Genomic DNA, 26,037 nt, shown 5'->3' with positions numbered 1-26,037 from the left:
CACCGTGACATGATTTCATCACCGCAGAGTGAATTACAAAGCAGAGACATCACTGTGGTTCTATACTGTTCTAAGATCATAATGATTTGGAGGTTTTATGCCACAGTACATCAAGCTAAGCGCCTTACTCGTCGTCTCGATATTGACCTTGGGAGGCTGTAGCTCTCCAAACCCTTACGGTGATGCTTATGGCGCATCAGATACACGCAAGGTGCAACAAGTCTACTATGGTACCGTTGAGAAAGTCGAACCAGTCACAATTGATGCCTCCACCCAATCCAACGCTGTTGGCACCATCGCTGGGGCGGCCATTGGTGGTATATTAGGTTCCAAAGTTGGCGGCGGTTCTGGATCGGATATTGCTGCTATTGGTGGTGGTTTGTTAGGTGGTTATGCAGGCAGTAAAACGGCAGAAGCAACCGCGAAGCGAAACGGGGTTAACCTGACGATTCGCTTGGAAGATGGGAAAATCATTTCTATTGTTCAAGAAGCCAACCCCAATATGATTTTCCAACCAGGTCAGCAAGTGCAAATCAACATGTCTGGCGGTGATGCTCGCGTCGTACCTCGTTAATTTGTTTTCACCCTAAGATAAGTCAACGTTAAGAACCCTCTCTACGTTGGCTTATGTGATTCTTAAACTTGATCACTGTCAATAGAACATCAATCAACGCCCAACAATGATGTTCAAATGACATCAAATTGATAGCATGGTGCAATCCAAAATAATTCTGGCCTGCTTATGTCACCCACTATTGACCACGTGTTGTTAAACATCGCACTGAACCTGAGCTCTAATCGTTCTCACGATCAACAATATCAAAGCCTAATAGATGGTGTATCACAAGTTTTCCCCTGTGATGCCAGCTGCTTGTTTATCTTCGATGAAGATGGCTTTCTCAAGCCAGTCGCAGTAAAGGGGCTAACGAATTCGGTACTCGGCCGTCGCTACTTTCCCAAAGCTCACCCAAGGCTGGATGCGATAATTCAAAGCCGAGACCCCGTACGTTTTGACGCTGACTGCGCACTACCCGATCCCTTTGACGGCGCCCTACTGACAGAAGATCAATGCATTGATGTCCATGATTGCATGGGGTTCAGTCTATACGTTGAAGGCCAACTCGTTGGTGCATTGACCATGGATGCACTTGCAGTCGGCGCATTTGATCATATCGATCCGGTTGTGATTGAAACTTTTGCGGCTTTGACGGCGGCGACACTGCGTAACATCGCTCAGTTAAAAGCACTCAAAGCACAGAATCAAAAGCAAAAAAGCGTTACACAGACACTCATCCAGCAAGCTCGCTCTCAACACAGCGAGATGGTGGGGTTAAGCCCCCAAATCAACCAACTGCGAAATAATATTGTGACCGTGGCCCAATCAGACTATGCGGTTCTAATTACAGGTGAAACAGGAACGGGTAAAGAACTCGTCGCCCATTCCGTGCATGCGCAATCTCACCGCAGTGATAAACCCATGATCTACGTTAACTGCGCTGCACTACCGGAAGGGTTAGCAGAAAGCGAACTGTTTGGCCATGTAAAAGGGGCATTTACCGGCGCTAACAGCCACCGCACGGGTAAATTTGAAATGGCAGATGGCGGTACGATATTTTTAGATGAAGTGGGCGAATTGCCTTTAGTTTTACAGGCTAAGTTGCTGCGCGTTATCCAGCAAGGTGAGCTCCAACGGGTGGGAAGCGATCAGCATCTCATGGTGAACGTTCGTATTATTGCCGCCACCAATCGACAACTAGAAAGTGAGGTCGAAACCGGAACCTTTCGCGCCGACCTATTCCACCGTTTAAATGTTTTCCCAATCCATGTGCCCCCCTTACGTGCTCGTGAGGGTGACATTCCTGTTTTGGCAGGTTATTTGTTAGAAAAAGTACGCCAACAATTTAATGCGCCAAACCTTCACGTACATCCCAAGGTACTGAATCAGTTAGAGAATACTCCTTGGTACGGTAATGTTCGAGAACTGGAACACAGCTTAACTCGTGCAGCATTACATGCCATTCAACAAGGCGTAAGCACCATTATGTCGAGCCATTTTGACACCTCGCTCGCCCTCACTGATGTAAAAAACACATCAAACTATCTGCCAAAAGAAAGCCAGCCGATGAGAGAGCTAGTCGAAAACTATCAACGAGATTTAATTGAGCACGCTTTAAACCAAAGCGACGGTATTTGGGCAAAAGCGGCACAGTTTTTACAGATGGATCGCGGTAATCTATATCGAATGGGTAAAAAACTCGGAATCAATAAATAGACAGCATGAAGAAAATGATGTCATTCCGACATCAACATGGTTGTATTAATGACATCAAATCGCCTATTTAAAATCAATAAAATCATTTAAAATCAATAATTTAAAAACTGGCACGCATTCTGCTCTAGTGGTCCATATCAAGACTATTAAAACAATCACTGGAGAACCCAATATGTTCTGTATTCAATGTGAACAGACAATTCAAACCCCTGCTGTGAAAGGTTGCTCTTTTACACAAGGCATGTGTGGCAAAACTTCTGAAGTATCTGACTTACAAGACGTGTTGGTTTACACGCTGCAAGGGGTTTCTTTTTGGGCATCAAAAGCTCTGGAATTTAACATCGTTAATGATGAAATCAATCAGTGGGCACCCCGCGCCTTTTTCTCGACACTGACTAACGTTAACTTTGATCCAGAGCGTATCCTTGAATTAGCATCTCAAGCAGCAACCTACAAATCACAACTCAAAGAACAAGTGCTCTCTGCCGCAATGTTGGCAAACACCGAAGTTGCTAACGTTCCTACCGTGGCCAATTTTGATTTGCCAAACAATGCTGAAGCAATCCTAGCATTTGCCCCTGAAGTTGCGGTTAACCGTGGTAAAGACCAAGTACACGAAGACGTAATTGGTTTACGTCTACTTTGTCTATATGGTTTGAAAGGTGCTGCGGCCTACATGGAGCACGCTCGTGTCCTAGAGCAAACCAACAACGATGTTTATGCCGAATACCACGAAATCATGGCGTGGCTGGGGACAGACCCAGAAGATTTGGGTGAGCTACTTGATTGCTCAATGCAAATCGGTCTGATGAATTACAAAGTCATGGAAATGCTGGACCAAGGTGAAACCACAACCTTCGGTCATCCAGAACCCACCACGGTTAACGTTAAGCCAGTCAAAGGTAAGTGTATTCTGGTTTCTGGTCACGATCTCCATGACTTAGAAAAAATCCTGCAGCAAACCGAAGGGAAAGGCATCAACGTTTATACCAACGGTGAAATGCTGCCTGCACACGGTTATCCAGAACTGAAGAAGTACCCTCATCTCGTCGGTAACTACGGCAGTGCTTGGCAAAATCAACAGAAAGAATTCGCCAATTTCCCAGGTGCTATCGTGATGACGTCAAACTGTCTGTTGAACCCAAATGTGGGTCAATACGCAGACCGTCTATTCACCCGTAGTATTGTGGGTTGGCCTGGTGTGGCTCACATCGAAGGCGATGACTTCAGCCAAGTGATTGAATGTGCTCTAGCGCAAGACGGTTTCCAACACGATGAAATCGAACACCACATTACGGTTGGTTTTGGTCGTAATGCGCTAATGAACGCTGCCCCTGCGGTTATTGATCAAGTGAAGCAAGGCAATATCAAACACTTCTTCTTAGTCGGAGGTTGTGATGGTGATAAAACAGAGCGTAGCTACTACACCGACTTCACGGCTGAAGCGCCAGAAGATACACTCATTCTGACGTTGGCGTGTGGTAAGTTCCGCTTCAACAAGAATACGTTCGGCGATATAAACGGCATCCCTCGCCTACTGGACGTAGGCCAATGTAACGATGCTTACTCTGCAATCCAGCTTGCGCTTGCACTGGCGAAAGAGTTTGATTGCGACATCAATGACTTGCCACTCACGCTTGTGCTTTCTTGGTTCGAACAAAAAGCGATCGTTATCTTGCTAACGTTATTTGCATTGGGCGTGAAAGGCATTTACACAGGTCCTACTGCCCCGGCATTCCTAACACCTAACCTAATCGCGATCATTCAAGATAAGTTCGATATGCGCAGCATTGGTAATGTTCAGGATGATCTAAAAGCAATCCTCGCAGCTTAATCAACTTGCTTGTTATGCGCCTCCTTACCTGGGGGCGCTTTCTATTTCGGACTAAATAGCCACAACTAAAGAGATTGTTATGTTTTTTGAATGGCAAGGTAACCAACCCGTCACACTCCGTTGCATCGACAAGTACTTCGAAACACACGATACCGTCAGTATCAAGTTGGCCGAATTAACCGAGTCGCTTCTGTTTCAATTTAAACCTGGCCAGTTTATAAACTTGGGGGTTGATATTGATGGAAAACTGGAGTTTCGCGCCTATTCAATCAGCTCTATCAATGAAGACGATCACCTTCAACTCACTATCAAACGAGTAGAAGGCGGTAAAGTATCTAACTACATCGTTGACTCACTGCTACTTGGTGATACCGTTCAAGCATTGCCACCAGCGGGCGAATTTAACTGCATTGACCACCCACCTGTTTTACATGATGACAAAACAAAAGCCTTGCTCATCAGCGCAGGCTGCGGCGTCACGCCCGTATTTTCGATGGCAAAACACTGGCTGAGTAATCCAGATGAAAACGACAACGATGTGGACATCGCATTTCTTCATATCGCACGCAGCCCAGAAGAGACAATTTACTACGATCAGCTAGAAACGTTCGACGCAGTGTACCCCAACTTCCATTTAAAGCTGTTGCTGAAAAACCGTGAAGGAACGTCACACCCGCAAGGTCGTTTGAATGCAGACTGGCTTAAACATCTCGTGCCTGACTTCATGCATCGCACGGTTTACCTTTGCGGCCCAAGCCAGTTCATGCAAGATGTTCACGGCTATTTGAGTGATCTTAGTTTTGACATGACAAACTTCTACCAAGAGAGTTTTACGCCAGCAGAAAACCAACCATCATCGGTGGTGTCCGATGAAACTGTCAGTGTCTACGTTCCTGAATTTGCCCAAACCATTGAGGCACAAAAAGGTCAGGTACTAGCCGATGTACTAGAAGACTCAGGTTTACCACTTATCGTCGCTTGTCGTAGTGGGATTTGTGGATCTTGTAAATGTAAAGTTCGTAAAGGCAGCGTTTCGTCTACCAGCCTAGAAACATTGACAGCAGAAGAGATTGAACAAGGTTACGTACTCGCATGCTCATCCAATATTGAGGCGGATCTTGAAGTGCAGATCGGTTAAGACTCCAAACAAAAAAAGCGTCGCGATACGTTTATTTCGAGAGTATCACGACGCTTTTTGTTTGATTTTTCTTCTGTCGCGACAGAAGGTCTTTTAGCTAAATAGCAGCACTTTCAACGCCGCTTCGCTGTCTACATCCATAAACTCTGGTGGGTTGTCCAGGCGCTCACGGAAATTCAGCTCTGGCGCTTCTTCTTTCATACTTTCGATCAAGAACTCGCTAGTCACGGATGGTGAGTTCACACAGGCCATGACTTGGCCACCTTCTGCTAATAAGTCCGGCAATCGACGCAAAATCTTTTTGTAATCTTTGGTCAGCGCAAAGCTGCCTTTTTGAAATGATGGCGGATCGATGATGATTAAATCGTACGGGCCAGACTTTTTTATCTTGCCCCAGCTTTTGAAAATATCATGCCCTAGGAAGCTGACTTGGTTGGTATTGTGTCCATTCAGTTTGTGGTTTTCACGCCCTTTTGACAGAGATGATTTTGCCATATCAACGTTGACGACCTTATCTGCGCCACCCGCAATCGCGGCGACCGAAAAGCCACAAGTATAGGCAAACAAGTTGAGAACATTTTTATGTTTAGCATTTTCACGCACCCAATCACGGCCATAGCGCATGTCTAAAAACAGACCGAAGTTTTGATTACGACCGATATCCAATTGATACTGCAAGCCACTCTCTTCAACCACTGGGCGAGCATCTAACTCACCAACTAGGACTTCTGAAGGGGCACCATCGGCATAACGATGCTGAAGAACCATCGTGCGACCTTGCTTATCTGCCCACAGTTGTGATTGTGCCAACGTATTGAGGCCGCTTTTCAGCTCGGCGAGAAACGTATCGTCGACCTGTTTAAACACATTGATGATCAACTGTCCTTGTAACCAATCACAAGTGATTTGCTCTAGACCTTCAAAACGACGGCCACGACCGTGAAACAACCGACGAATTTCATTCGGAGCTTGCGTAAGCTCGGCCTCTAAGTGCTGAAAAAACAGCGGAAGTTGTGATACTTGCATCGAATTCTCTTATTGATGTTCTGTTATTTGATCGTAGGCCAATTTAGTTCCCAAGGGCTTAACCAAGACTCTATACCCTGTGCGACTATGTCAGAATGCCATTTACTACCAAGCACTGCGAATTCTCGTGGATCGCAGACAAAACGGTATAACTCATCTTGATAGTGAAAGCTGAGTGAAAATGCATGCAAATAACCGCGATCAGCTTCACTGCCTGCGTTGTAAATGGGATCGCCAACAATACCGGACCCCACTGACTTTAATGCCACGCGGATTTGGTGCGTTTTACCCGTATGAGGTTTACATAAAAATAGACGCTCTCCCGGATCAGCGGCAAGGGAGAAAAACTGTGTGACCGCCGGATTGTGTTTACTGTTTATCAGCTTCCATGATGAACGGCGAGAACGCTCCATATCTCCTATCACCCAGCCCTGTTTCTTCTTTGGTTTTTTTGACCCAATCGCAAGATAGAATTTTTCCACTTGGCGCTCGGCAAAAGACTGCGATAACGCACTAGCGGCTTTGGCATTGCGTCCGAGGAGCAAAATACCCGATGTCATTTTGTCCAGTCGGTGTATCAGATAGAGTTGATCGTCACCACTTATCTGCGCCACTTGTTGCAGCAGCATGGTGTCACCATCATCTTTATGTACAGAGACATTAGGATGCTTGTTGATGATCAGAAAATCGGGATGGGTATGTAGGATATCGAACATAAAAATCTGGCTCCACGTTTGGAGCCAGAAGTATACAGAAGTTGAGTGACAAAGCCATCTAGCCTTGTCTTAACTTCATCTATAGCTTTTTAGAGAAGATTCCCGCCAGTCCGATAATCACAATGCCGAGCACCATTATCTCGCCTTTTCCACTTTCAAAACCGGATTTGATACCCATGAAAGCAACAATCGCAATCGCAACAGGAATGACGAACTTAACCAAGTTGTACCATAAACCAAACAATGGAAAAGACACTTTGCCACCATTGGTCACTTCTTTTTCCAAATCTGCACGGCTTAAACGCCAACCTGCAAAGATACACAACAGCATACCACCTACAGCCATGAAGATTTTATCTGTTAGCAGGTCGAAGATGTCAAATGCACCTGTACCAAATAGCGTTGGTCCCATGCCGCCCAATGACAGAGATGCGAACACACACAGTGTGACCATAACGGCACTAGCAGACAAAACCGCTGTTGAGCGCTTCATGCCCTTTTCATCAATCAGGTACGACACCACAACTTCAAGCAAAGAAACCGAAGACGTTAATGCCGCAGCTGTTAAACCAACGAAGAACATCAGAGCAAGCAAGAAACCAATCATACCGCCCATTTCAGCAAACAATTGTGGTACGACCACAAATACTAGACCCGGTCCAGCAGCAGGTTCCATACCAAAAGCAAACATTGCAGGGAACATAGCGATACCAGCCAGAATGGCGACACCCGTATCCATCGCCGTGATCATGCCTGTTGTTTGAATAATGTTTTCTTTCTTCTTCAGGTAAGATCCATAGGTGATCATACAGCCCATACCTAGACTCAATGAGAAGAAAGCCTGTCCGAGCGCAGCGAGGACAACACTGCTATCCACCTGAGAAAAATCAGGTGTGAATAGGAACTCGAGACCTGCCATGGCTCCTGGCAACATCAAACCTTTAACAGAGACCACGATCAGAATGAGGAACAATAACGGCATAAGTATTTTGCCAGCTTTTTCGATACCGCCCGAAATCCCCTTCATGACAATGATCATATTCATCAATAAATAAAATCCCATCCAAATAAGAGGCTGGAATGGATCAGAGATAAAGTTACCAAAGCTATCTCCGATCGTCTCAGGCGTGCTCAGAAGACCGCCGCCAACTTTAAAGATATAAGCCAGCGCCCAACCGCCTACGACAGGATAAAAGCCCATAATCAATAGACCACTCAATACGCCCATCACACCGGTAAAAGTCCAACGACGATCGGTAGATTTAAATGCACCAACGGCTGAAAGACCAGTTTTACGCCCAACGGCAAACTCTGTAAGCATGACGCTGAAGCCGATAAAAATGACGAATATTAGGTAGATAGCAACAAATGCGCCACCACCACTTTCCCCCGCTGTGTAAGGGAATTTCCATATGTTACCTAAACCAACAGCGGAACCCGCTGCTGCCATGACGAAGCCTAATTTAGACCCCCACGTATCACGTGATGCTGCTGTACTTGATGTCGCCACGCTCTTTTTCTCCAAAATGTAGTTTGTTGTGTATGCATTTAGTTTATTATTTTTACATAGAGATAAGCGTCGAAAAGGTTTGTGTACATTTAGTTGTACACTTATAGGATTTGTATTTGACGCACTATGCATAGGCAGTACACCAGTTCCACATTAAAATTGGAAGCCCCAAAAAGTATATTTGCCGCACAAAGCCAGCATTCCACACGTTAAATGCTGTTTTTTTGTTCACACAATGTAAATTGAACTTCATTTTTAGATCTATGTAACAGAATTGCCTGTTATGAAATTCATCCCTTATTTACCCTGTATTGTAATTTCTTTCGACCAAGCTATTTCCTCCAAGACCTTTTTATGCCTAATATCCTACTTGGGCAGATGAATCTGAGTGTATATGGACAAGTTTTACCAATTTCTTACCTTCGCCAGTATTGTGGTTTATTGGCTTTTAGTTGCAGGGGTGACCATCCGTGTTGTTCTAAAGCGTCGCGCTGTGAGTGTTTCGTTAGCTTGGCTAATGATCATTTATATTCTTCCAGTACTCGGTGTTGCCTGTTATTTCTTATTTGGAGAATTAAATCTTGGGAGGAAACGGGCCGAACGTGCAAAAGAGATGTTTTCTCCGTTTGAAAAGTGGTTTAGTCAACTTAATGACTGCCACGCGCATATGCCTGAAGTCATGGGTCGCCATATCTCCCGTATTGATGAACTGTGCAATAACCGATTGGGATTGCCTGCGCTGAGCGGTAATACGCTCGCTCTTCAAAATTCGCCCGACGAAATACTGCATTCAATTATTGAAGACATTCAAAATGCGCAGACCAGCATCAGGATGGTGTTCTACATTTGGCATCCAGGAGGCCTAGCAGACTCTGTGGCTTCGGCACTCATCCAAGCATCAAAACGTGGTGTCAACGTTAAACTTTTACTCGATTCGGCAGGTAGTCCGCGCTTTTTCCGAAGCCCATGGTATCAAATGATGCAAGATGCGGGCATTGAAGTCGTGCAAGCGTTGGAAGTGAATATGTGGCGTATCTTTTTACGGCGTTTGGACCTTCGCCAACACCGAAAGATCATCGTTATTGATGATGAAATCGCCTATACCGGATCCATGAACTTGGTCGATCCTGCGTACTTCAAACAAAACAGCGGGGTTGGACATTGGATAGATATCATGGTTCGTATTACTGGGCCAACCGTCAATGTTCTCAGTGCTATTCATTGTTGGGATTGGGAGGTAGAAACTGGTGAAAGGCAAATGCCAAGGCTCCCTGAAACCAAACTCGACCCGACGCAACCTCAACATCCAATACAAGTCGTTCCATCTGGCCCTGGCATGCCTGAGTATCTTATCTACCAGGTTTTGACTCTCGCTATTTATCAGGCCAATGAAAGTGTTAGGATTACAACCCCCTATTTTGTGCCTAATGCAGAACTATTGGAAACGTTAAAGATGACGGCCCAACGCGGTATTGATGTGGAACTGATCATTCCGCATAAAAATGACTCGCTCATGGTGCAGTGGGCATCTAGAGGCTTTTATGGTGAACTGCTTGCCGCAGGCGTCAAAATTTATGAATTTTATGGGGGTCTGTTGCATACTAAATCCGTCGTCATTGATGATCAATTCTGTTTAGTGGGCACCGTTAACATGGACATGCGAAGCTTGTGGCTCAATTTCGAAGTCACATTGGCTGTGGATGATGAAGAATTCACCAAACAAATGTCATGCTTGCAAGACAGCTATATTCAGCAGTCTCACCCAGTAAAACAAGAAGACTGGGAAAAACGTAGCCTCTACTCCCGTTTTCTCGAACGCGTGTTCTATCTCTTTAATCCACTGCTTTAACATGTGCCCCCAGCTGACTCTCGGGGGCAATAACTTGGTGTGGGTTTACAGACGCAGTACCGATTTGAAGTTAACTTTCCTTCCTCCCCAATCAACATCATTTGAGTTAAGTGGCTAACGTATATCAGTAATGGTATATGAGTAATAGCGCTAACAGATAACCAAATATTCTAGCTCTTTCAGCCCATACTGCTCTTTGCAGCATGGGCTGAGCACTTAGTCGCGATCGCCCAGTCTACAACGCTCAAACCGGTAGCAAAGACATCTGTCGAACTCTCAAGCATATCTGCTGAAACGCCGATATGCGTTTTAAGCTTAAGGATAAGCGGTGATATACGACTTTTCCCTTGCAAACCATGCATCGTCCATGTTTTATATAACGAAAATCGTTTTATTTCAGACAGGGAACATTTATGTCAGAGGGTAAGAAAACCAAGCTCATCACCGCAGGCCGTGATAAAAAGTGGACTAACGGAGTGGTAAACCCACCCGTTCAACGCGCATCTACCGTCGTATTCAATACTGTTGCAGAAAAAAATCAAGCAACGATAAATCGTACCAATAAAACACTGTTTTACGGACGTCGTGGTACCAATACACACTTTGCTTTCCAAGATGCGATGGTTGAAATTGAAGGGGGTGCAGGATGTGCACTTTATCCATGTGGTACAGCAGCGATTTCTAACGCGATTCTGTCTTTTGTCGAGAGTGGTGATCATATTCTAATGGTCGACACTTGTTATGAACCGACACGTGACTTCTGTAATATCATCATGAAAAAAATGGGCGTAGAAACCACCTACTATGACCCAATGATTGGCGAAGGCATTCGCGATCTTATTCAACCGAATACCAAAGTGCTGTTCCTTGAATCGCCGGGTTCAGTAACGATGGAAGTACAAGATGTACCGACACTGGCTCGTATTGCCCATGAGCACGATATCATCGTCATGTTGGATAACACGTGGGGAGCGGGTGTGAACTTTTCTCCGTTTGATCATGGCGTGGACATTTCCATTCAAGCCGCAACCAAATACATCGTGGGTCACTCCGACGTCATGCTGGGTACCGCGGTAGCTTCGGAGAAGTATTGGCCGCAATTGCGTGAGCAAAGCTATTTAATGGGTCAGTGCGTATCACCCGATGATGCTTACCTTGGGCTGCGCGGGATTCGGACTTTAGACGTGAGATTACGTCAGCATGCTGAAAGCAGCCTAAAAGTCGCCAATTGGCTAGCTGATCGTCCAGAAGTTGCGGAAGTTCGTCACCCGGGCCTTGAGTCTTGTCCTGGTCATGAGTTCTTTAAACGTGATTTTACGGGTGGTAATGGTTTATTTTCGTTTGTACTTAAAACTTCAAACCCGAAAGCGACAACCGCATTACTCGATGGCATGAAGCACTTCAGTATGGGTTACTCATGGGGCGGCTACGAGAGCTTAATTCTTGCTAATGAACCTAAGAGTTTTAATAGCTTACGTACCGTTGCACACCCTCATTTTGAAGGGACACTGGTACGCATTCATATCGGTTTAGAAGATGTCGAAGACTTAATTGCCGATCTAGAAACTGGATTAGCACGCTATAACTCGGTCATATTCGAACAAGAAGTTTCCGCTTAATAGCTAAACAACAAGTTTGAAGCTGTAATCACACTTGTAGTGGTTACAGCTTTGTTTTTTTAGGGCACCCTACAATATGATCATCGACCATACCAACCGCTTGCATAAACGCATAGCAAATGGTTTCACCGACAAACTTAAAGCCTTTTTTCTTGAGAAACTTACTCATGGCTTTTGATTGTTCAATAGAAGCTGGGACTTCACTCATATCCTGCCATTGATTAATGATCGGTTGATGGTCAACAAACTGCCATAGAGCGTCTGATAAACTCCCATATTCTTCGATCAACTGTTGCGCAGCTTTTGCGTTACCGAATACCGAGTTAATTTTCCCCCGATGTTTGACCACATCAAAGTTTTCAACGATGTACTCTGCGCGTTCTTCAGTTCGCTGCGCCAAAGCGTTTAAATCGTAGTGCTCGAATGCCTCTCGATAACCTTCGCGCTTTTTGAGTATGGTTATCCAACTTAACCCTGCCTGCGCGCCCTCTAACGTGATGAACTCAAACAAGGTGTTATCATCGTAAACGGGTTTGCCCCACTCTGCATCGTGATATTCACGCTCTAACGGGTGGTTCATCGCCCACGCACAACTCATATGTTCTGTCATAACTCATCCTTTAATAAGACGCCTCTCGCCGAAGCGAGAGGCGCAAAACTGTTTGAACCTACGTTATTCTACCGTATTACTGTTTATTACTTTATGCGGTGATTACTTTATCCGATCTATTTGGGCACGCTCACCTTATGAAAAAGACGATACAACACCGGAACCACTACCAAAGTTAGGATAGTAGCAAAACCCAAACCAAACATAATCGTCACTGCCATCGGTTTGAAGAAAATATCTGGTAGAAGTGGGACTAAGCCCAAAATGGTCGTAATCGCAGCCATACAAACAGGACGCACCCGGCTTACTGCTGCGTCAACCACAGCAAAATAGGGTTCTTTCCCTGACTTCATTTCGATCTCTATTTGATCAAGTAAAACAATACCATTTTTCAGAACCATCCCAGACAAACTTAGGAAGCCAAGTAATGCCATAAAGCCGAAAGGCGTATTCAGAGCCAACAGACCTGTCGTCACCCCAATCAGAGCCAGAGGAACAGTCAACCACACTATTAATGGCTCTTTCACTGAGTTAAACAGGAACACAGTGATGAGGAACATGAACAGGTAACCCATTGGCATCGTTGTAAACAGTGACGCTTGCGCATCCCCTGACGACTCGTACTCCCCACCCCATTCAATAGCGTAACCCGAGGGCATCTCTATTGCCTCGATTTGTGGTTGCAAGCGTTTTTGCAACGTTGATGCGGTTTCTTCTCCAAGTATGTCAGGGTCAGCCATCACCGTCAGAATACGTTTACGGTTTTTACGTACGATGATTGGGTCTTCCCAGCGCATGTCATAACCCATAGTAACTTGCTGAAGCGGGATGAATTCACTTTTCGCGGGACTCCAAATTTTCATCCCTTCGATATTCCGAATATCAATGCGCTCATCTTCAGGTAGACGTGCCACGATTGGCATCAAGGTTGTACCATCGCGATAAATACCAATCGTCCTGCCCGAGAAAGACATTGAGAGAAAATCATCCACATCCGATTTTGTAATACCATAGCGACGCGCTTGACTCTCGTTAAACTGTGGTTCAAGCACCTGAGTACGTTCGCGCCAATCATGACGAATGTTTGTTGCAGCAGGATCCGCGTACATAATATCCATGACTTGTGCGGCGAGACCACGCAACACTGTAGGATCCGAGCCAATAAGGCGGGCTTCAATTTTCGCACCGCCGCCCGGTCCCAATTCAATCTGCTTGAGCTTATAGTTAATTTCTGGGTAATTCGCTTTTAGATGTTCACGAAACTTTTCCATCAACGGATCGAGTGCTTCGAAATTGTCCATGCGAGTAGTGATTTCCCCGTACGCTGCGTAACTCTTTTCCGGAGCGTAAGTCAGCATAAAGCGTTGTAAGCCTTTGCCTGCCGTCGTGGTAATGTGTTCTACGTGCTCCTGTTCAGATAACCACTTTTCCAGGGCATTTAGTTTGTCATTGGTTGCACGAATGTCTGTACCTTCAGGTAGCCAAATATCCACTAAGAACATCGGAGTGGTCGAAGATGGAAAGAAAGACTGTTTAACGAAGGAGAACCCATAAACGCTTGCTGCGAGGCCAACAAGCAATACCACGACAGTGAACCACGCTCTACGCATACATAATTCAAGAAACTTCTTATAAACGACAAAGACAATGCCATTATACGGGTCACTCTCCTCGCCTTCTTGCTGCTGAAGTTTTTGTCCTTTAAAGAAGATATCTGCAAAAAATGGCGTGAGCGATATTGCCGTAAACCAACTCAGCATCAGTGACACAAGCAATACGGTAAATAAAGTACCACAGTACTCACCGGTCGAGTCTTGTGATAACCCTATTGGCGCGAATGCGGTTACGGCGATAACGGTTGCTCCAAGTAACGGCCACTTCGTCTGCGTGACAATATCCGTTGCTGCTTGCAGCCGAGTTCGTCCTTTTTGGGTACCAATCAAAATCCCCTCAACGACAACAATAGCGTTATCCACCAGCATCCCTAACGCAATCACCAAAGCGCCTAATGAGATACGTTGTAAGTCGATCGCTAGATACTTCATAAAAATGAAGGTGCCTAAAACCGTGAGCAGAAGAATCAAGCCAATAAGTAAGCCTGAGCGCAATCCCATAAAGAACAGAAGAACGACGATAACGATACCTACTGCTTGTGCCAAACTGACGACAAACCCGCTAACTGACTTATCCACTTCTTTCGGCTGGCTGTAGATTTCTGATATTTCGACGCCCACTGGTTGTTGATATTTCAACTCCATCAAGCGACGGTCAAACGCTTTTCCTACTTCAACGACATTGACTCCTTGGGCGAACGATACCCCGACGTTTAATGCCAAACTGCCATTAAAGTTGACGATATTTGTCGGTACTTCGATATAACCACGCTTAATTTCTGCCACATCTTTAAGAAAAATAAGCCCTTGTGCCCCAGATTCCGTAAGCAGTAAATCTCCCAGCTCTTTAACACTTTGGAACTGGCCCGTTGGTTGAATTCGGATATACTCCTCACCAATTCGGATTGCCCCGGCATCAGATACCGCATTTTGCGTAGATAAAAGACTAAACACCGTATTGGGCGAAAGACCGAGGCTACTTAACTTTTTCATCGAAATTTCAATAAAAACCTGTTCTTGTTGTTGGCCGGATACAGATACTTTGCTCACACCGTCCACCAGCTCGAGTTCTCGTCTTAGGTAATCCACATAGTCGAGTAATTCCTTGTAACTGTAACCATCCCCAGTCACCGCTAGCAAAATGCCGTACACATCGCCAAAATCGTCAATTACCTGAGGTTCGTTTACCCCAGGCGGCAACGAACCTTTTAAATCATTCACTTTACGACGTAGCTCATCCCAGATTTGTGGTAGATCATCCGGCCCATAATTGTTCTTCATCGTGACGGTAATTTGCGATAACCCACGGCTTGAAATTGAATTAACTTCGTCTACGTAAGTTAGTTGTTGAATTGCTTTTTCAAGTGGATAGGTGACCTCTTCTTCGACTTGTTGAGGAGTCGCGCCAGGGTATGAGGTAACGACCATGGCATCTTTGATTGTAAAGGCGGGATCTTCTAAACGACCAAGTCCAAAAAACGCAGAAACACCACCAATCAAAAAAATCAGCGACACCATCCAACTGATCACACGGTTTCGGATAAAATACGCAGCGATTCCGGTAACATCATCATCACTTTGAGGCGCTTTAATTTGCTGACTCATAACCCACTCTCCTGCTCGATAATGTCCACTTTCATTCCATCACGCAGTCTTGAAATCCCTGCGATAATTACTCTGTCATCGAGTGTCAAACCATCGAGGACTTGAATGGAGGTCTGGGATACCTTACCTGTGCGAATCTGCTTTCGTGAGACAGTACTATCTTCATTCAACACCCATACAAACTTGTTCTCACGATCTAACTCATCACCGTCTGCATTGAAAATCGCCTCTATTGGAAGGTTAATGCCAACGTTTAAATCCAATCCTACCTTTTCATCCTTGGACGTCACTTCTACCGCCATACCATCGAGGATGTATTCCTCTTTTGGCATTGGAAGTGAAAGTGTGACGGTAAAGGTACCAGTTCTAGGATCGGGCTCGGTGGTAAATTCTTTTATGGTTGCGGTGTATACATTGCCGCTTGGGACACGCACCAACGCTTGTATTGAAGTCAGCCTTTCTTCTGTTGGTGGCTGTTTTATATATAGGCGATCGGGTAATTGAATCAGAACTTCCACGCGTTCAAGGCTATGAATGTTCACAATGTGTTGACCAACTTGAACATTTTCAAATTGATCAATATTGACTCTTGAAATGATACCGTCAACAGGCGCGGTTAAAGTGGTAAAAGAGAGCCGCAGTTGCGCCAATTTAAGTTCAGCCAGTGCAATTTGACGTTGAGCAGCGATTTCATCAAATTGAGATTTAGCTAATAAGCCCTTATCAACCAAAGGGCGTGAACGGCGATATTGGCTGTCTATCACAGAATAGCGAGCGGTAGCGTTATCTATATCCAGTTGGTAATCCGTCGGATCTAACGTCGCAATCTTATCGCCTTTCTTCACTTTATCTCCCTCTTTCACTAAAACTCTACTGACCTCTCCGGCCACTCTAAAACTGAGGTGAGAACGGTCAGCAGCATTTGCGACCGCAGGGAAATACAGATTGTCATCAACCTTATTTCCTTTAAGCGACATCACTTTTACACGGGGGATATCTATGGCTTTATCTGCTGTCTTATTATCGCAGCCTACAAGCATCAATAATGAAGAAACGACGGCTATAAAGATGACATTTTTCATACTACAACCCCCTTTCCTTAATCCAGGCTCTAACTTTGGTACCTGGCTCCATGACATTCACGCCAGAGATAACAATTTGGTCACCATTATTAAGGCCCTGTAGAATTTGATTGTTTTTACTTACCTCGACAGCCGCCTTAACAACCTCGCCTTGATCATCGACCCTCCAAACGTAAGTTTGCCCATCTTGTTCAAAAAATGCAGTCTCCGGAATCGTTGTAGCATCCGAGTTACTAGACGTTGCAAGCACACTACCCGACATTCCGGGAAGAATGCCTAATCCTTCGGGTCTTTCCATTACCATGGTCACTTTATAGCTGCCCGTTTTAGGATCAGCTTCGGTATCGATTTCCTGAAACATTAAATCAAACATTTGCTCAGGCAAGGCATCGAATTGCATTTTGGCGGATACATTCCTACTGGGGAGATAACGATTAAGTAAGTGAGACGGAAGCTGAAAAATTACCTTCATCACTTGGTTAGTCTGAATGTTCATCACCCCTTCTTTTGCAGCAACGAATTCATGGTTTTCTGCAGGGATATAGGAAATAGTGCCATCATAGGGAGCAACAAGCTGGGTATACCTCAAGTTTGCTTTGGCTTGATCCCACTGCGCTTTCGCAGAGTTGTGATTGGCTTTTGCTTCATCAAAATCCTGTTCAGAAACAACTTGGTCTTTGCGAAGCTTTTTGTATCTTTGATATTGCACATCCGCGAGTCTAAAATTCGCTCTCGCTTGTTGCTCTAGAAGTGAGTATTCATCTGGGTTCAGTGTTGCCAGTACATCACCTTTATTGACAATTTGACCTTCACGAACCGCTATTGACTCAAGTAACCCGGGAACACGAAAGGCGAGTACCGCCTTATCTCCGGAGTCGGTGGTCGCAGGAAAGCTGCGTTCAAAATTCGCATTGCCAATAGAAACAGTGAATAGTTTGGCGGGACGAGATTCTGGTTCAGGGACGGGGGGCAGCTCTTTCCCACAACCAGACAAAATGATGACAACAACCACTGCCGCGCACAGCTTCCTCATTGAATTCACCCAATAATTATAAGGACTCTATTTAAAGTAGATGAACTATCAAGTAACTGCCATTAAGGGAGGGAATAGACTCTTTTATAATTAGTAAGTTGTAATAGAAAAAATGACGTCAAGATCGCAATAAAAAAGCAGGTTCAACACCTGCTTTGCAATAAACTACGATCATTAGGTTGAATGAATCATATCCCGCCTACAACTTACTAAACTCTCGGTTCACGCTAAACGTATCTGAGGTGACATACGCTTCGATATTACGAATTCGACCATCAATGCGATCGAAGTCACGTTCAAGCACACTCAAAAGTTGTTCGGGGCTTTGACCTTTCTGCCACGGCTTGCTTTTTAACGTGTGTGCGTGTTGGGCTTCAATGTTTTCGGAATACGTCACAGGTGGTTTTTCCAACATAAAAGCCAACGCGACATAAGCGAGCAGGACCAAAAAAGTCCCTCCGAGTAATGCAGCCGAGATCACAATGATCCGAATTAACCACACTTCTACGCCGAAGTAGTTGGCAAAGCCAGCGCAGACGCCAGCAAGCTTACCGTTTATTGGGTCTCGAAACAGCTCTCTATTATTCATACTTGCGTCTCCATGTTGGTGACTCCGCATCTAAGATACGCTCTAACGTATCTACACGAGACTGCATCGCTTCGGCTTTTTCAGATAGCACCTGAAGTCGTTCTAAGTCTTGGCTCGACAGAGCACTATCCGTTTTGCGCTTGCTGCGATAGTGGAGAAAGAGCCATAGTGGAGCGACAAAGATTAGAAAGACAATCAATGGTCCTACGAAAAAAAATGTCGACATAAATGGCTCCTTTATTATTTATCTTGAGATGACATCTGTTCTTTCAGTTTTGCCAACTCTTTTTCAATGTCATCTTGCGCTTGAAGCTCTGCAAACTCCTGCTCTAATGACTTAGATTGCCCAGTGCTCGAATATAGATCAGCTTCCGCTTCCAATTCATCTACTTTGCGTGAGTACAGTTCGAACTTCGCCATCGCTTCGTTGGTGCGACTGGTATTAAGATGTTTTTGCACATCACGACGATTTGAGGCGGTTTGATTACGAATGGCTAGCGCTTGCTGTTTAGCACGAGTTTCTGCAATTTTGTTTTCCAGCTTACCGATTTCGCCAGTCAGTTTATTAATGGTTTCTTCAACTAACGTTTGTTCAGTGTGCAAACCTTTAATGACCTGCTCCAGCTTTTGCTTCTCGATTAACGCGGCGCGGGCTAGATCTTCGCGCTCTTTCACCAATGCAAGGCTGGCTTTGTTACCCCATTCGTTAATCTGATCTTCTAACGCTTCTACTTTACGTGATAGCTCTTTTTTATCTGCAATCGCCTTCGCTGAGTTGGTACGTACTTCGACAAGCGTGTCTTCCATCTCTTGAATGATTAGACGGATCATTTTTTCAGGATCTTCCGCCTTGTCCAACAATGCGCTGATGTTTGAGTTAACGATATCTGCAAAACGAGAAAAAATACCCATGACGGAACTCCTCTTTTCTTCTATAAAATCCGACAAGGTAGTGATTTTCCTTGTCTCTCCCTACATGAGTAAACAAATAATGTGCCAACTTTTAATATCTAATAAATTCAATAATTTATGTATTTCATTGCTGTTATGCACCTTTATGCTATGATGTTTTTTACCAACTGTTGGTGAAATTTACCAATAGTGCTCAAAAATGATGGCAAAGCAGCTCAGGTAAGAAGGATCCTATGAAGCAAAACCTAATTGGTGAATCTCCCGCTTTTCTCGCAGTACTGGATAAAGTATCACAGCTCGCTCCGATTGAACGTCCTGTGCTGATCATTGGAGAGCGTGGTACTGGTAAAGAACTTATTGCACAACGATTACACTATTTATCAAAACGTTGGGATAAGCCACTTTTGTCCTTAAACTGTGCGACATTAAGTGAAGGATTGATCGACTCCGAGCTTTTTGGTCACGAGTCAGGCGCATTTACAGGCTCCAGAGGTCAACACAAAGGTCGATTCGAGCGAGCGGAAGGAGGAACCCTGTTTCTCGATGAACTGGCTACTGCGCCACTTCTCGTCCAAGAAAAACTTCTACGCGTTATTGAATATGGCGAGTACGAACGTGTTGGCGGACACACGGCGCTGAATGCGGATGTCCGTTTGGTTTGTGCAACCAATGCCGATTTGCCTCACCTCGCTGAACAAGGTGAGTTTAGAGCAGACTTACTGGATCGGCTTGCTTTTGATGTCATCATGCTCCCCCCGCTTCGTGAACGACAAGAAGACGTCCTCTCTTTAGCTGAACATTACGCCATCAAAATGTGCCGAGAGCTGCAATTGGAATACTTCGTTGGTTTTTCCGCGGACGCTCAACAATCGCTATTAGAGTATGCTTGGCCCGGAAATGTACGCGAACTGAAAAACGTCATAGAACGAGCAATATACCAGCATGGCTCCAATGCCAATCCGATTGAGGCACTTGTTTTTAATCCTTTTGAAACGGGTTGGGCTAAGCCAAGTGACCACCTCCTAAAACAGGATGAGTCTGCTCAGGGTGCCAGCACTCAGATCTCACTTCCATTGGATTACAAACAGTGGCAGGAGGAACAAGACATCAACCTGCTCAATCAAGCATTAGAAGAAGCGAAGTTTAATCAACGCCAAGCAGCTGACTTACTGGGGCTGAGTTACCATCAATTACGAGGAATGGTGAGAAAGTATGGTTTGGTCGGACAAAGCTAACTGTCTCAATTCTAAGTACCCTATGTATCTAAGATTTTGTGTTTGGACCGAGTACACAAAAGTGTTAAATTAGCTGGATCACATTCGCTTGTAATCAGCATTTTAATTAATGACGGCGCAAGCTAAAACTCAATGAACATTTCATATTATGAATGCTTTTATAAGATTATCGCTGGGCCTTATTGGTATTAGCTTGCTAACCGCATGTGGCGACCCAATTGACCACACTGCTATTCGAAAAACAGGTTTTGTGTTTTGCGGACAAGGTAAGCCAACAACTTTTAACCCACAGCTGATTGACAGTGGTATTACTGCAGAAGCGCTCAGTCCTCAAATTTATGACACGCTGCTTACGCTCGATCCAGAAACACATAAACCTGTTGCCAGTATTGCGGAAGATTGGTCTGTCAATGACGCTGGTACTGCGTATACATTCCATCTGAAACGTGGTGTTGAGTTTCAAACCACAAAGTGGTTTACCCCAACAAGACCGCTAACGGCAGAGGACGTGGTATTCAGCTTTAAGCGGATTGTTGATCCTGAGCACCCTTTTCACCAAGTTGGCGGTGGTTTGTATCCCTGGTTTGCAGGGCTTGATTTTGAAAGCCTACTCAAAGATGTTGTTGCTGTAGACGACCATACTGTTGTGTTTACCCTGTCTAAACCAAATTTTGCCTTCCTGTCTAATATCGCAACCAGTCATGCGGTTTTGTTATCTGCAGAATACGCGCAACAACTCGCGGCAAAAGACCATAAAGAGCAGATTGACCAACTTCCCGTAGGCACAGGCCCATTTCAACTAAAAGAATATCAAATCAATGATTTAATCCGTTTGGAACGTCACCCTGATTACTGGAAGACCCCAGCTAAAATGGAACAAGTGGTGTTTGATATATCACACCGGGGAACTGGCACGTTGGCAAAACTGCTTAGGAATGAATGTGATGTTCTGTCGTCACCTATTTCGAGCCAAGTTCCCGTCATTCAAGATCAGTCAAACCTTGAACTGACAGCAACGCCTGCAAATAACGTTTCATTCATAGCAATTAATACTGGTAACCCGGCACTGAGTGATCCACGTGTACGCCAAGCGCTTAACCTTGCTATTAATCGTCAAAATATCTTAGAGTCGGTGTACTACGGTACGGGGTCACAAGCTTATACCCTGCTTCCACCTACCTCTTGGGCACACCAAAAAGACAGCATTAAAATCCGTTACGATCGCAACTATGCACTCGCTTTGCTGCGCGAAGCAGGCTTTGGAGATGGTTTAAAATTATCGATGTGGGTACCTCTTGAACCTCGTGCGTTTAATCCAAGCCCTCGTAAAACCGCGGAGCTTATCCAAGCTAACTTCGCTGATATCGGTATAGACTTAACCATATTAACTGACGACCGATTCGAACGGGTGGATTTAGACAGCATTAACAACGTAGATCTCTTACTGACCGGCTGGATCGGAGATACAGGTGATCCTGATAACTTTTTCCGTCCACTGTTGTCGTGCGAATCCGACCGTGTCGGCTTAAATGTGGCGATGTGGTGTAACGATGACTTCGACTTTTTATTGGATCTCGCCTTAGAGACACAGGAAATTCGCTACCGTTTGAACCTTTATCGCCAAGTACAGAATATATTAAACGAGGAGTACCCCGTTATCCCTCTTGCTCACGGTGTGCAGTTCCGAGTTCATAATAAATCGTTGACTGGCTTCAAGTTGAGCCCATTTAATGCCCAGCCATTCGATAGCGTTGAGAGGGTTAACTGATGTTTTGGTATACCATTCGTAGATTCAATCTGTTTATCATAACCTTGATGATTCTTACCATCGTCGGCTTTTCATTGCTGCGACTCGATCCTGATTCTCATTGGGCCAACGTCGGGTTCTGGTCTGGTTGGCAAAGTTACTTAGTTAACCTGTCACAACTCGATTTTGGTGTGAGTAAAAATGGCAACGCCATCTATAACGAACTAAAAATTGTGTTCCCAGCCACCTTAGAACTGTGTTTTTTCGCCTTTTTAGTTTCGCTGTTGATCGGGATTCCTCTTGGTACAATTGCGGGGATGAAACAAGGTAAATGGGTCGATACCGGTATCTCGTTTTTGTCGATGTCTGGTTATTCTGCGCCTATTTTTTGGGTCGCACTGCTTTTAATTATGGTATTTTCACTCGAATACCACCTATTCCCAGTAGCAGGAAGGTATGACTTATTGTATGAAATCGACCATATAACAGGTTTCGCTACCATTGATGCATTCATGGCGAAGGGGGAATATCGTGCTCACGCATTGCAGAGTGTCATTGAACATATGGTACTGCCATGTATGGTGTTGGCGTTGGCACCGACCACGCAAGTTATTGGCTTAATGCGTTCTTCCGTTTCTGACGTGATGAGCCAAAACTATATCCGTGCGGCAAGAATCAAAGGCCTGTCCACACGAGAAATCGTCACGCAACACGTGTTGCGTAACGCGATACCACCAATCGTACCAAAAGTAGGCGTGCAGTTATCCACGATGATCACTTTGGCGATTATTACAGAATCGATCTTCAACTGGCCAGGTATTGGTCGTTGGTTGCTTGACGCACTCGCAAGCCAGGATTATGCATCTATTCAGGCAGGTGTAATGGTCATTGCAACGCTGGTTTTGACGGCTAATATCTTATCGGATCTGATCGGCGCTACGATTAACCCTCTGGTTAGAAAGGAATGGTATGCTAACAAATAACGTTTATCAGGAAGAGCACATTCCAACGCAATTTGAGCGTTTTTGGCGAAGCTACCGTGCCAATGGGTTGGCAATGTTTGGCTTATGGTGCCTTGTCTTTATTCTTTTGATCACCATCTTTGCAGCGTGGATCAGCCCTTTCGACCCACAAGCGCAATCGGGTGAATTGCTGGTTCCACCATCATGGTCTCCAGCAGGTACCGTGGATTATTTCTTAGGTACAGACGACCTCGGCCGCGATATTCTGTCTCGCTTGATTATAGGGTCACAACTGACTTTTGGCTCCGCCATCATAATTACGCTTATCGCGACATTTGTTGGTTGTCTCATTGGGATCCTAGCGGGGATGACCAAAGGTTTGCTATCCAGTACGTTGAATCACCTTCTGGATACGGTCATGTCTATTCCGTCGCTCTTGTTGGCGATCATTTTCGTGGCATTTCTTGGCTTTGGTGGGTTCAATATTATGCTTGCCATATGTTTGGCCCTGATACCACGCTTTATCCGCTCGGTCTATATCGCGGTACATGCCGAAGTTGAAAAAGACTATATTATTGCCGCCCGCTTAGATGGTGCGAAGAACTTCTACTTACTGTGGTATTCCATTCTGCCTAATATCCTGCCAGTTATCGCGGCGGAGATTACCCTCGCCCTCTCAACTGCCGTTTTAGATATTACCGCACTGGGTTTCCTTGGGCTTGGCGCACAAGCTCCGAGTACAGAATGGGGCGCAATCCTTGGGGACTCGGTCGAATTGATTTACATTGCCCCTTGGACAGTGACCTTACCAGGTTTAACTATCATGTTTACCGTTGTGACTCTAAACTTAGTAGGTGAAGGTGTGCGGCGAGCGCTAAATGCGGGGACTGAATAATGCCGTTACTTGATATTCGACATTTGACCATTGAAATAGAAACGCCTCAAGGCATGGTTAAAGCGGTTGATCGAATGAGCCTAACCTTAAACGAAGGCGAAATTCGTGGCTTGGTAGGCGAGTCTGGCTCTGGAAAAAGTTTGGTAGCTAAAGCCATTGTCGGGGTGAATAAAGACACCTGGCGAATTACAGCCGACAGGATGCGGTTGGGTAATATCGATTTGCTGCAATTAACGCCAAAAGAAAGGCGTCGTGTTATTGCGCGTGATATTGCGATGATTTTCCAAGAGCCGTCTACCTGCTTAGATCCTTCAGAGGAAGTGGGCAGACAACTTATTGAATCCATTCCATCACGCTCTTTTGATGGCAAGTGGTGGCAACGCTTTAAATGGCGTCGAAAACAAGCAATTGCCCTACTTCATAAAGTAGGCATTAAAGACCATAAACGTTTGATGGGAAGTTACCCTTACGAACTGACCGACGGTGAATGTCAAAAAGTCATGATCGCGATGGCCATTGCAACCAAGCCAAAACTGTTGATTGCAGATGAGCCTACAAATGATCTCGATCCTATCACTCAGTCGCAGATATTGCGCTTATTGAGCCGAATGAATCAAGTCAATAACACCACGATTTTGCTTATCGGTCATGATTTAACCACTATTACCCAGTGGGCTGGTCGTATAACGGTAATGTATTGCGGTCAATCTGTTGAGTCAGCTATGACGAAAAAGATCATTAATGCGCCGAAACATCCTTATACAGACGCTCTGCTTAAAGCCATGCCAGATTTTAATGATTGGGTGCCCCACAAACAGAAACTGCCATCTTTGCCAGGCTCCATCCCTCCATTGCAACACTTGCCTATCGGCTGTCGTTTAGGACCAAGATGTCCGTATGCGCAAAGACAATGTGTAGAAATACCACCGACACGGCGAATTAAGAACCATAAGTTTAACTGCCACTTTCCACTTAATATGGAGAAGAAGTCATGAGTGCGTTACTTGAAGTTGATAACTTGTCAAAGCAGTTCGTCACGCGCTCAAAACTGTTTAGACGTCAAGTAAACCAAGCAGTAAAGCCCGTAAGCTTTACCTTGGAACCAGGGCAAACCATTGGTTTTATTGGTCAAAATGGGTCTGGCAAATCGACACTAGCTCGTATGCTTGCTGGTGTGGTTAAACCAAGTTCAGGCGAAATTCGTGTCAATGGCGAACCGCTAGAACACAAAGACTACGCAACACGCTGTAAGCTGATTCGTATGATTTTCCAAGATCCGAACACCTCTCTTAACCCACGCATTCAGATTGGCCGAATCTTGGACGGTCCTTTAAGACGAAATACCAATATGCCGCCTGAAGCTCGTATACAGCGCGTAAAAAACACCTTACTGCGCGTTGGTTTGTTGCCTGAGCATGCCTATTTTTATCCGCAAATGCTTGCGACTGGCCAGAAACAGCGGGTCTGCTTAGCGCGTGCTCTTATCCTACAGCCTTCTATCATTGTGGCAGATGAAGCACTAAGCGGACTAGATATGGCAATGCGTTCTCAGATCTTGAACCTTTTCTTGGAACTCCAGGAAGAGATGGGACTTTCGTTTGTTTATGTATCTCAGCACATTGGTGTCGTGAAGCACATTACTGATAAAGTCATGGTGATGCATGAAGGAGACGTTGTCGAGTTTGGCGAAACAAACCAAGTGTTAACTAATCCACAGCACATCATTACTCAGCGTTTAGTTGAAAGTCACTTCTATAAAGCGCCAAACCACTGATACCAAAAAAGCCTGC

22 protein-coding genes are annotated in these 26,037 nt (G+C 45.0%); 12 read left to right on the top strand and 10 right to left on the bottom strand.

Translation table 11 applies throughout. From position 1 onward, the window contains the following. The first annotated feature begins 97 nt into the window (after positions 1 to 97). From ONE56_RS05645 to ONE56_RS05630, 4 genes are all read left to right on the top strand, one after another. The gene (locus tag ONE56_RS05645) at positions 98 to 574 is read left to right on the top strand and encodes a glycine zipper 2TM domain-containing protein (protein WP_041156560.1); all 477 of its coding nucleotides are present in this window, start codon (positions 98 to 100) and stop codon (positions 572 to 574) included. Positions 575 to 742: 168 nt separating this feature from the next. Then, positions 743 to 2,272 carry a nitric oxide reductase transcriptional regulator NorR gene (gene norR / locus ONE56_RS05640; protein ID WP_041156561.1) on the top strand — a complete coding sequence of 510 codons (1,530 nt, stop codon included), beginning with the start codon at positions 743 to 745 and terminating at the stop codon, positions 2,270 to 2,272. Between the two features lie 172 nt (positions 2,273 to 2,444). Continuing rightward, positions 2,445 to 4,106 (top strand): hydroxylamine reductase, encoded by a 1,662-nt coding sequence (gene hcp, locus ONE56_RS05635; RefSeq protein WP_423840379.1) that lies wholly within the window; start codon positions 2,445 to 2,447, stop codon positions 4,104 to 4,106. Between the two features lie 79 nt (positions 4,107 to 4,185). Continuing rightward, positions 4,186 to 5,244 carry a hybrid-cluster NAD(P)-dependent oxidoreductase gene (locus ONE56_RS05630; RefSeq protein ID WP_041156563.1) on the top strand — a complete coding sequence of 353 codons (1,059 nt, stop codon included), beginning with the start codon at positions 4,186 to 4,188 and terminating at the stop codon, positions 5,242 to 5,244. Positions 5,245 to 5,337: 93 nt separating this feature from the next. Here the strand turns inward: ONE56_RS05630 and ONE56_RS05625 are convergent, their stop codons facing one another. The 3 genes from ONE56_RS05625 to ONE56_RS05615 all read right to left on the bottom strand — a co-directional run bounded on the left by ONE56_RS05625 (position 5,338) and on the right by ONE56_RS05615 (position 8,496). Next, a complete protein-coding gene (locus ONE56_RS05625; protein WP_423840378.1) occupies positions 5,338 to 6,270 on the bottom strand; it encodes a class I SAM-dependent methyltransferase in 933 nt (310 codons plus the stop codon). 23 nt (positions 6,271 to 6,293) lie between these two features. Next, positions 6,294 to 6,986: a TIGR01621 family pseudouridine synthase gene (locus ONE56_RS05620; protein WP_041156565.1), complete on the bottom strand. Its 693-nt coding sequence runs from the start codon at positions 6,984 to 6,986 to the stop codon at positions 6,294 to 6,296. A 79-nt stretch (positions 6,987 to 7,065) separates the two neighbouring features. Further along, positions 7,066 to 8,496 (bottom strand): sodium-dependent transporter, encoded by a 1,431-nt coding sequence (locus ONE56_RS05615; RefSeq protein WP_423840377.1) that lies wholly within the window; start codon positions 8,494 to 8,496, stop codon positions 7,066 to 7,068. A gap of 394 nt (positions 8,497 to 8,890) precedes the next feature. Here ONE56_RS05615 and cls point away from each other — a divergent pair, with 394 nt between their 5' ends. Together cls and ONE56_RS05605 are read left to right on the top strand one after the other, a co-directional pair. Next, positions 8,891 to 10,345: a cardiolipin synthase gene (gene cls, locus ONE56_RS05610; RefSeq protein WP_041156567.1), complete on the top strand. Its 1,455-nt coding sequence runs from the start codon at positions 8,891 to 8,893 to the stop codon at positions 10,343 to 10,345. A 413-nt stretch (positions 10,346 to 10,758) separates the two neighbouring features. Next, complete coding sequence (locus tag ONE56_RS05605) at positions 10,759 to 11,964, top strand: cystathionine beta-lyase (RefSeq protein WP_423840376.1); 1,206 nt, start codon at positions 10,759 to 10,761, stop codon at positions 11,962 to 11,964. Between the two features lie 43 nt (positions 11,965 to 12,007). Here the strand turns inward: ONE56_RS05605 and ONE56_RS05600 are convergent, their stop codons facing one another. The 7 genes from ONE56_RS05600 to pspA form a co-directional block, all read right to left on the bottom strand. Next, positions 12,008 to 12,574, bottom strand: a complete 567-nt coding sequence (locus tag ONE56_RS05600) for a DNA-3-methyladenine glycosylase I (protein ID WP_423840375.1) — start codon at positions 12,572 to 12,574, stop codon at positions 12,008 to 12,010. A 116-nt stretch (positions 12,575 to 12,690) separates the two neighbouring features. Continuing rightward, on the bottom strand, positions 12,691 to 15,792 hold the full coding sequence (gene vmeI / locus ONE56_RS05595; protein WP_423840374.1) for an efflux RND transporter permease subunit VmeI: 3,102 nt from the start codon (positions 15,790 to 15,792) through the stop codon (positions 12,691 to 12,693). Further along, positions 15,789 to 16,874, bottom strand: a complete 1,086-nt coding sequence (locus ONE56_RS05590) for an efflux RND transporter periplasmic adaptor subunit (protein WP_423840373.1) — start codon at positions 16,872 to 16,874, stop codon at positions 15,789 to 15,791. Before ONE56_RS05590 ends, vmeI begins: the two co-directional genes overlap by 4 nt. Position 16,875: 1 nt before the next feature. Continuing rightward, positions 16,876 to 17,907, bottom strand: a complete 1,032-nt coding sequence (locus tag ONE56_RS05585) for an efflux RND transporter periplasmic adaptor subunit (protein WP_423840372.1) — start codon at positions 17,905 to 17,907, stop codon at positions 16,876 to 16,878. A gap of 199 nt (positions 17,908 to 18,106) precedes the next feature. Beyond that, positions 18,107 to 18,496, bottom strand: a complete 390-nt coding sequence (gene pspC, locus ONE56_RS05580; protein WP_331438207.1) for an envelope stress response membrane protein PspC — start codon at positions 18,494 to 18,496, stop codon at positions 18,107 to 18,109. Then, positions 18,489 to 18,722, bottom strand: a complete 234-nt coding sequence (gene pspB / locus ONE56_RS05575) for an envelope stress response membrane protein PspB (RefSeq protein WP_041156574.1) — start codon at positions 18,720 to 18,722, stop codon at positions 18,489 to 18,491. Before pspB ends, pspC begins: the two co-directional genes overlap by 8 nt. Before the next feature lie 14 nt (positions 18,723 to 18,736). Beyond that, positions 18,737 to 19,408 (bottom strand): phage shock protein PspA, encoded by a 672-nt coding sequence (gene pspA / locus ONE56_RS05570; RefSeq protein WP_423840371.1) that lies wholly within the window; start codon positions 19,406 to 19,408, stop codon positions 18,737 to 18,739. A 233-nt stretch (positions 19,409 to 19,641) separates the two neighbouring features. Between pspA and pspF the strand changes: the two genes are divergently transcribed. The 6 genes from pspF (at position 19,642) to ONE56_RS05540 (ending at position 26,021) form a co-directional block, all read left to right on the top strand. Further along, a complete protein-coding gene (gene pspF / locus ONE56_RS05565; RefSeq protein WP_423840370.1) occupies positions 19,642 to 20,643 on the top strand; it encodes a phage shock protein operon transcriptional activator in 1,002 nt (333 codons plus the stop codon). A gap of 148 nt (positions 20,644 to 20,791) precedes the next feature. Next, positions 20,792 to 22,411: an ABC transporter substrate-binding protein SapA gene (gene sapA / locus ONE56_RS05560; RefSeq protein ID WP_331438205.1), complete on the top strand. Its 1,620-nt coding sequence runs from the start codon at positions 20,792 to 20,794 to the stop codon at positions 22,409 to 22,411. Further along, positions 22,411 to 23,373: an ABC transporter permease gene (locus ONE56_RS05555; protein ID WP_041156577.1), complete on the top strand. Its 963-nt coding sequence runs from the start codon at positions 22,411 to 22,413 to the stop codon at positions 23,371 to 23,373. Before sapA ends, ONE56_RS05555 begins: the two co-directional genes overlap by 1 nt. Further along, the gene (gene sapC / locus ONE56_RS05550) at positions 23,360 to 24,247 is read left to right on the top strand and encodes a putrescine export ABC transporter permease SapC (protein ID WP_041156578.1); all 888 of its coding nucleotides are present in this window, start codon (positions 23,360 to 23,362) and stop codon (positions 24,245 to 24,247) included. Before ONE56_RS05555 ends, sapC begins: the two co-directional genes overlap by 14 nt. Then, positions 24,247 to 25,242, top strand: a complete 996-nt coding sequence (locus tag ONE56_RS05545; protein WP_041156579.1) for an oligopeptide/dipeptide ABC transporter ATP-binding protein — start codon at positions 24,247 to 24,249, stop codon at positions 25,240 to 25,242. Before sapC ends, ONE56_RS05545 begins: the two co-directional genes overlap by 1 nt. Then, on the top strand, positions 25,239 to 26,021 hold the full coding sequence (locus ONE56_RS05540) for an ATP-binding cassette domain-containing protein (RefSeq protein WP_331438204.1): 783 nt from the start codon (positions 25,239 to 25,241) through the stop codon (positions 26,019 to 26,021). Before ONE56_RS05545 ends, ONE56_RS05540 begins: the two co-directional genes overlap by 4 nt. Positions 26,022 to 26,037 lie beyond the last annotated feature (16 nt).

The organism is Vibrio mytili, from assembly GCF_049563345.1.
Classification (GTDB): domain Bacteria; phylum Pseudomonadota; class Gammaproteobacteria; order Enterobacterales; family Vibrionaceae; genus Vibrio; species Vibrio mytili.
Note: the sequence above shows the minus strand (reverse complement) of the source record. Positions and strands in the feature narration are given on the sequence as shown.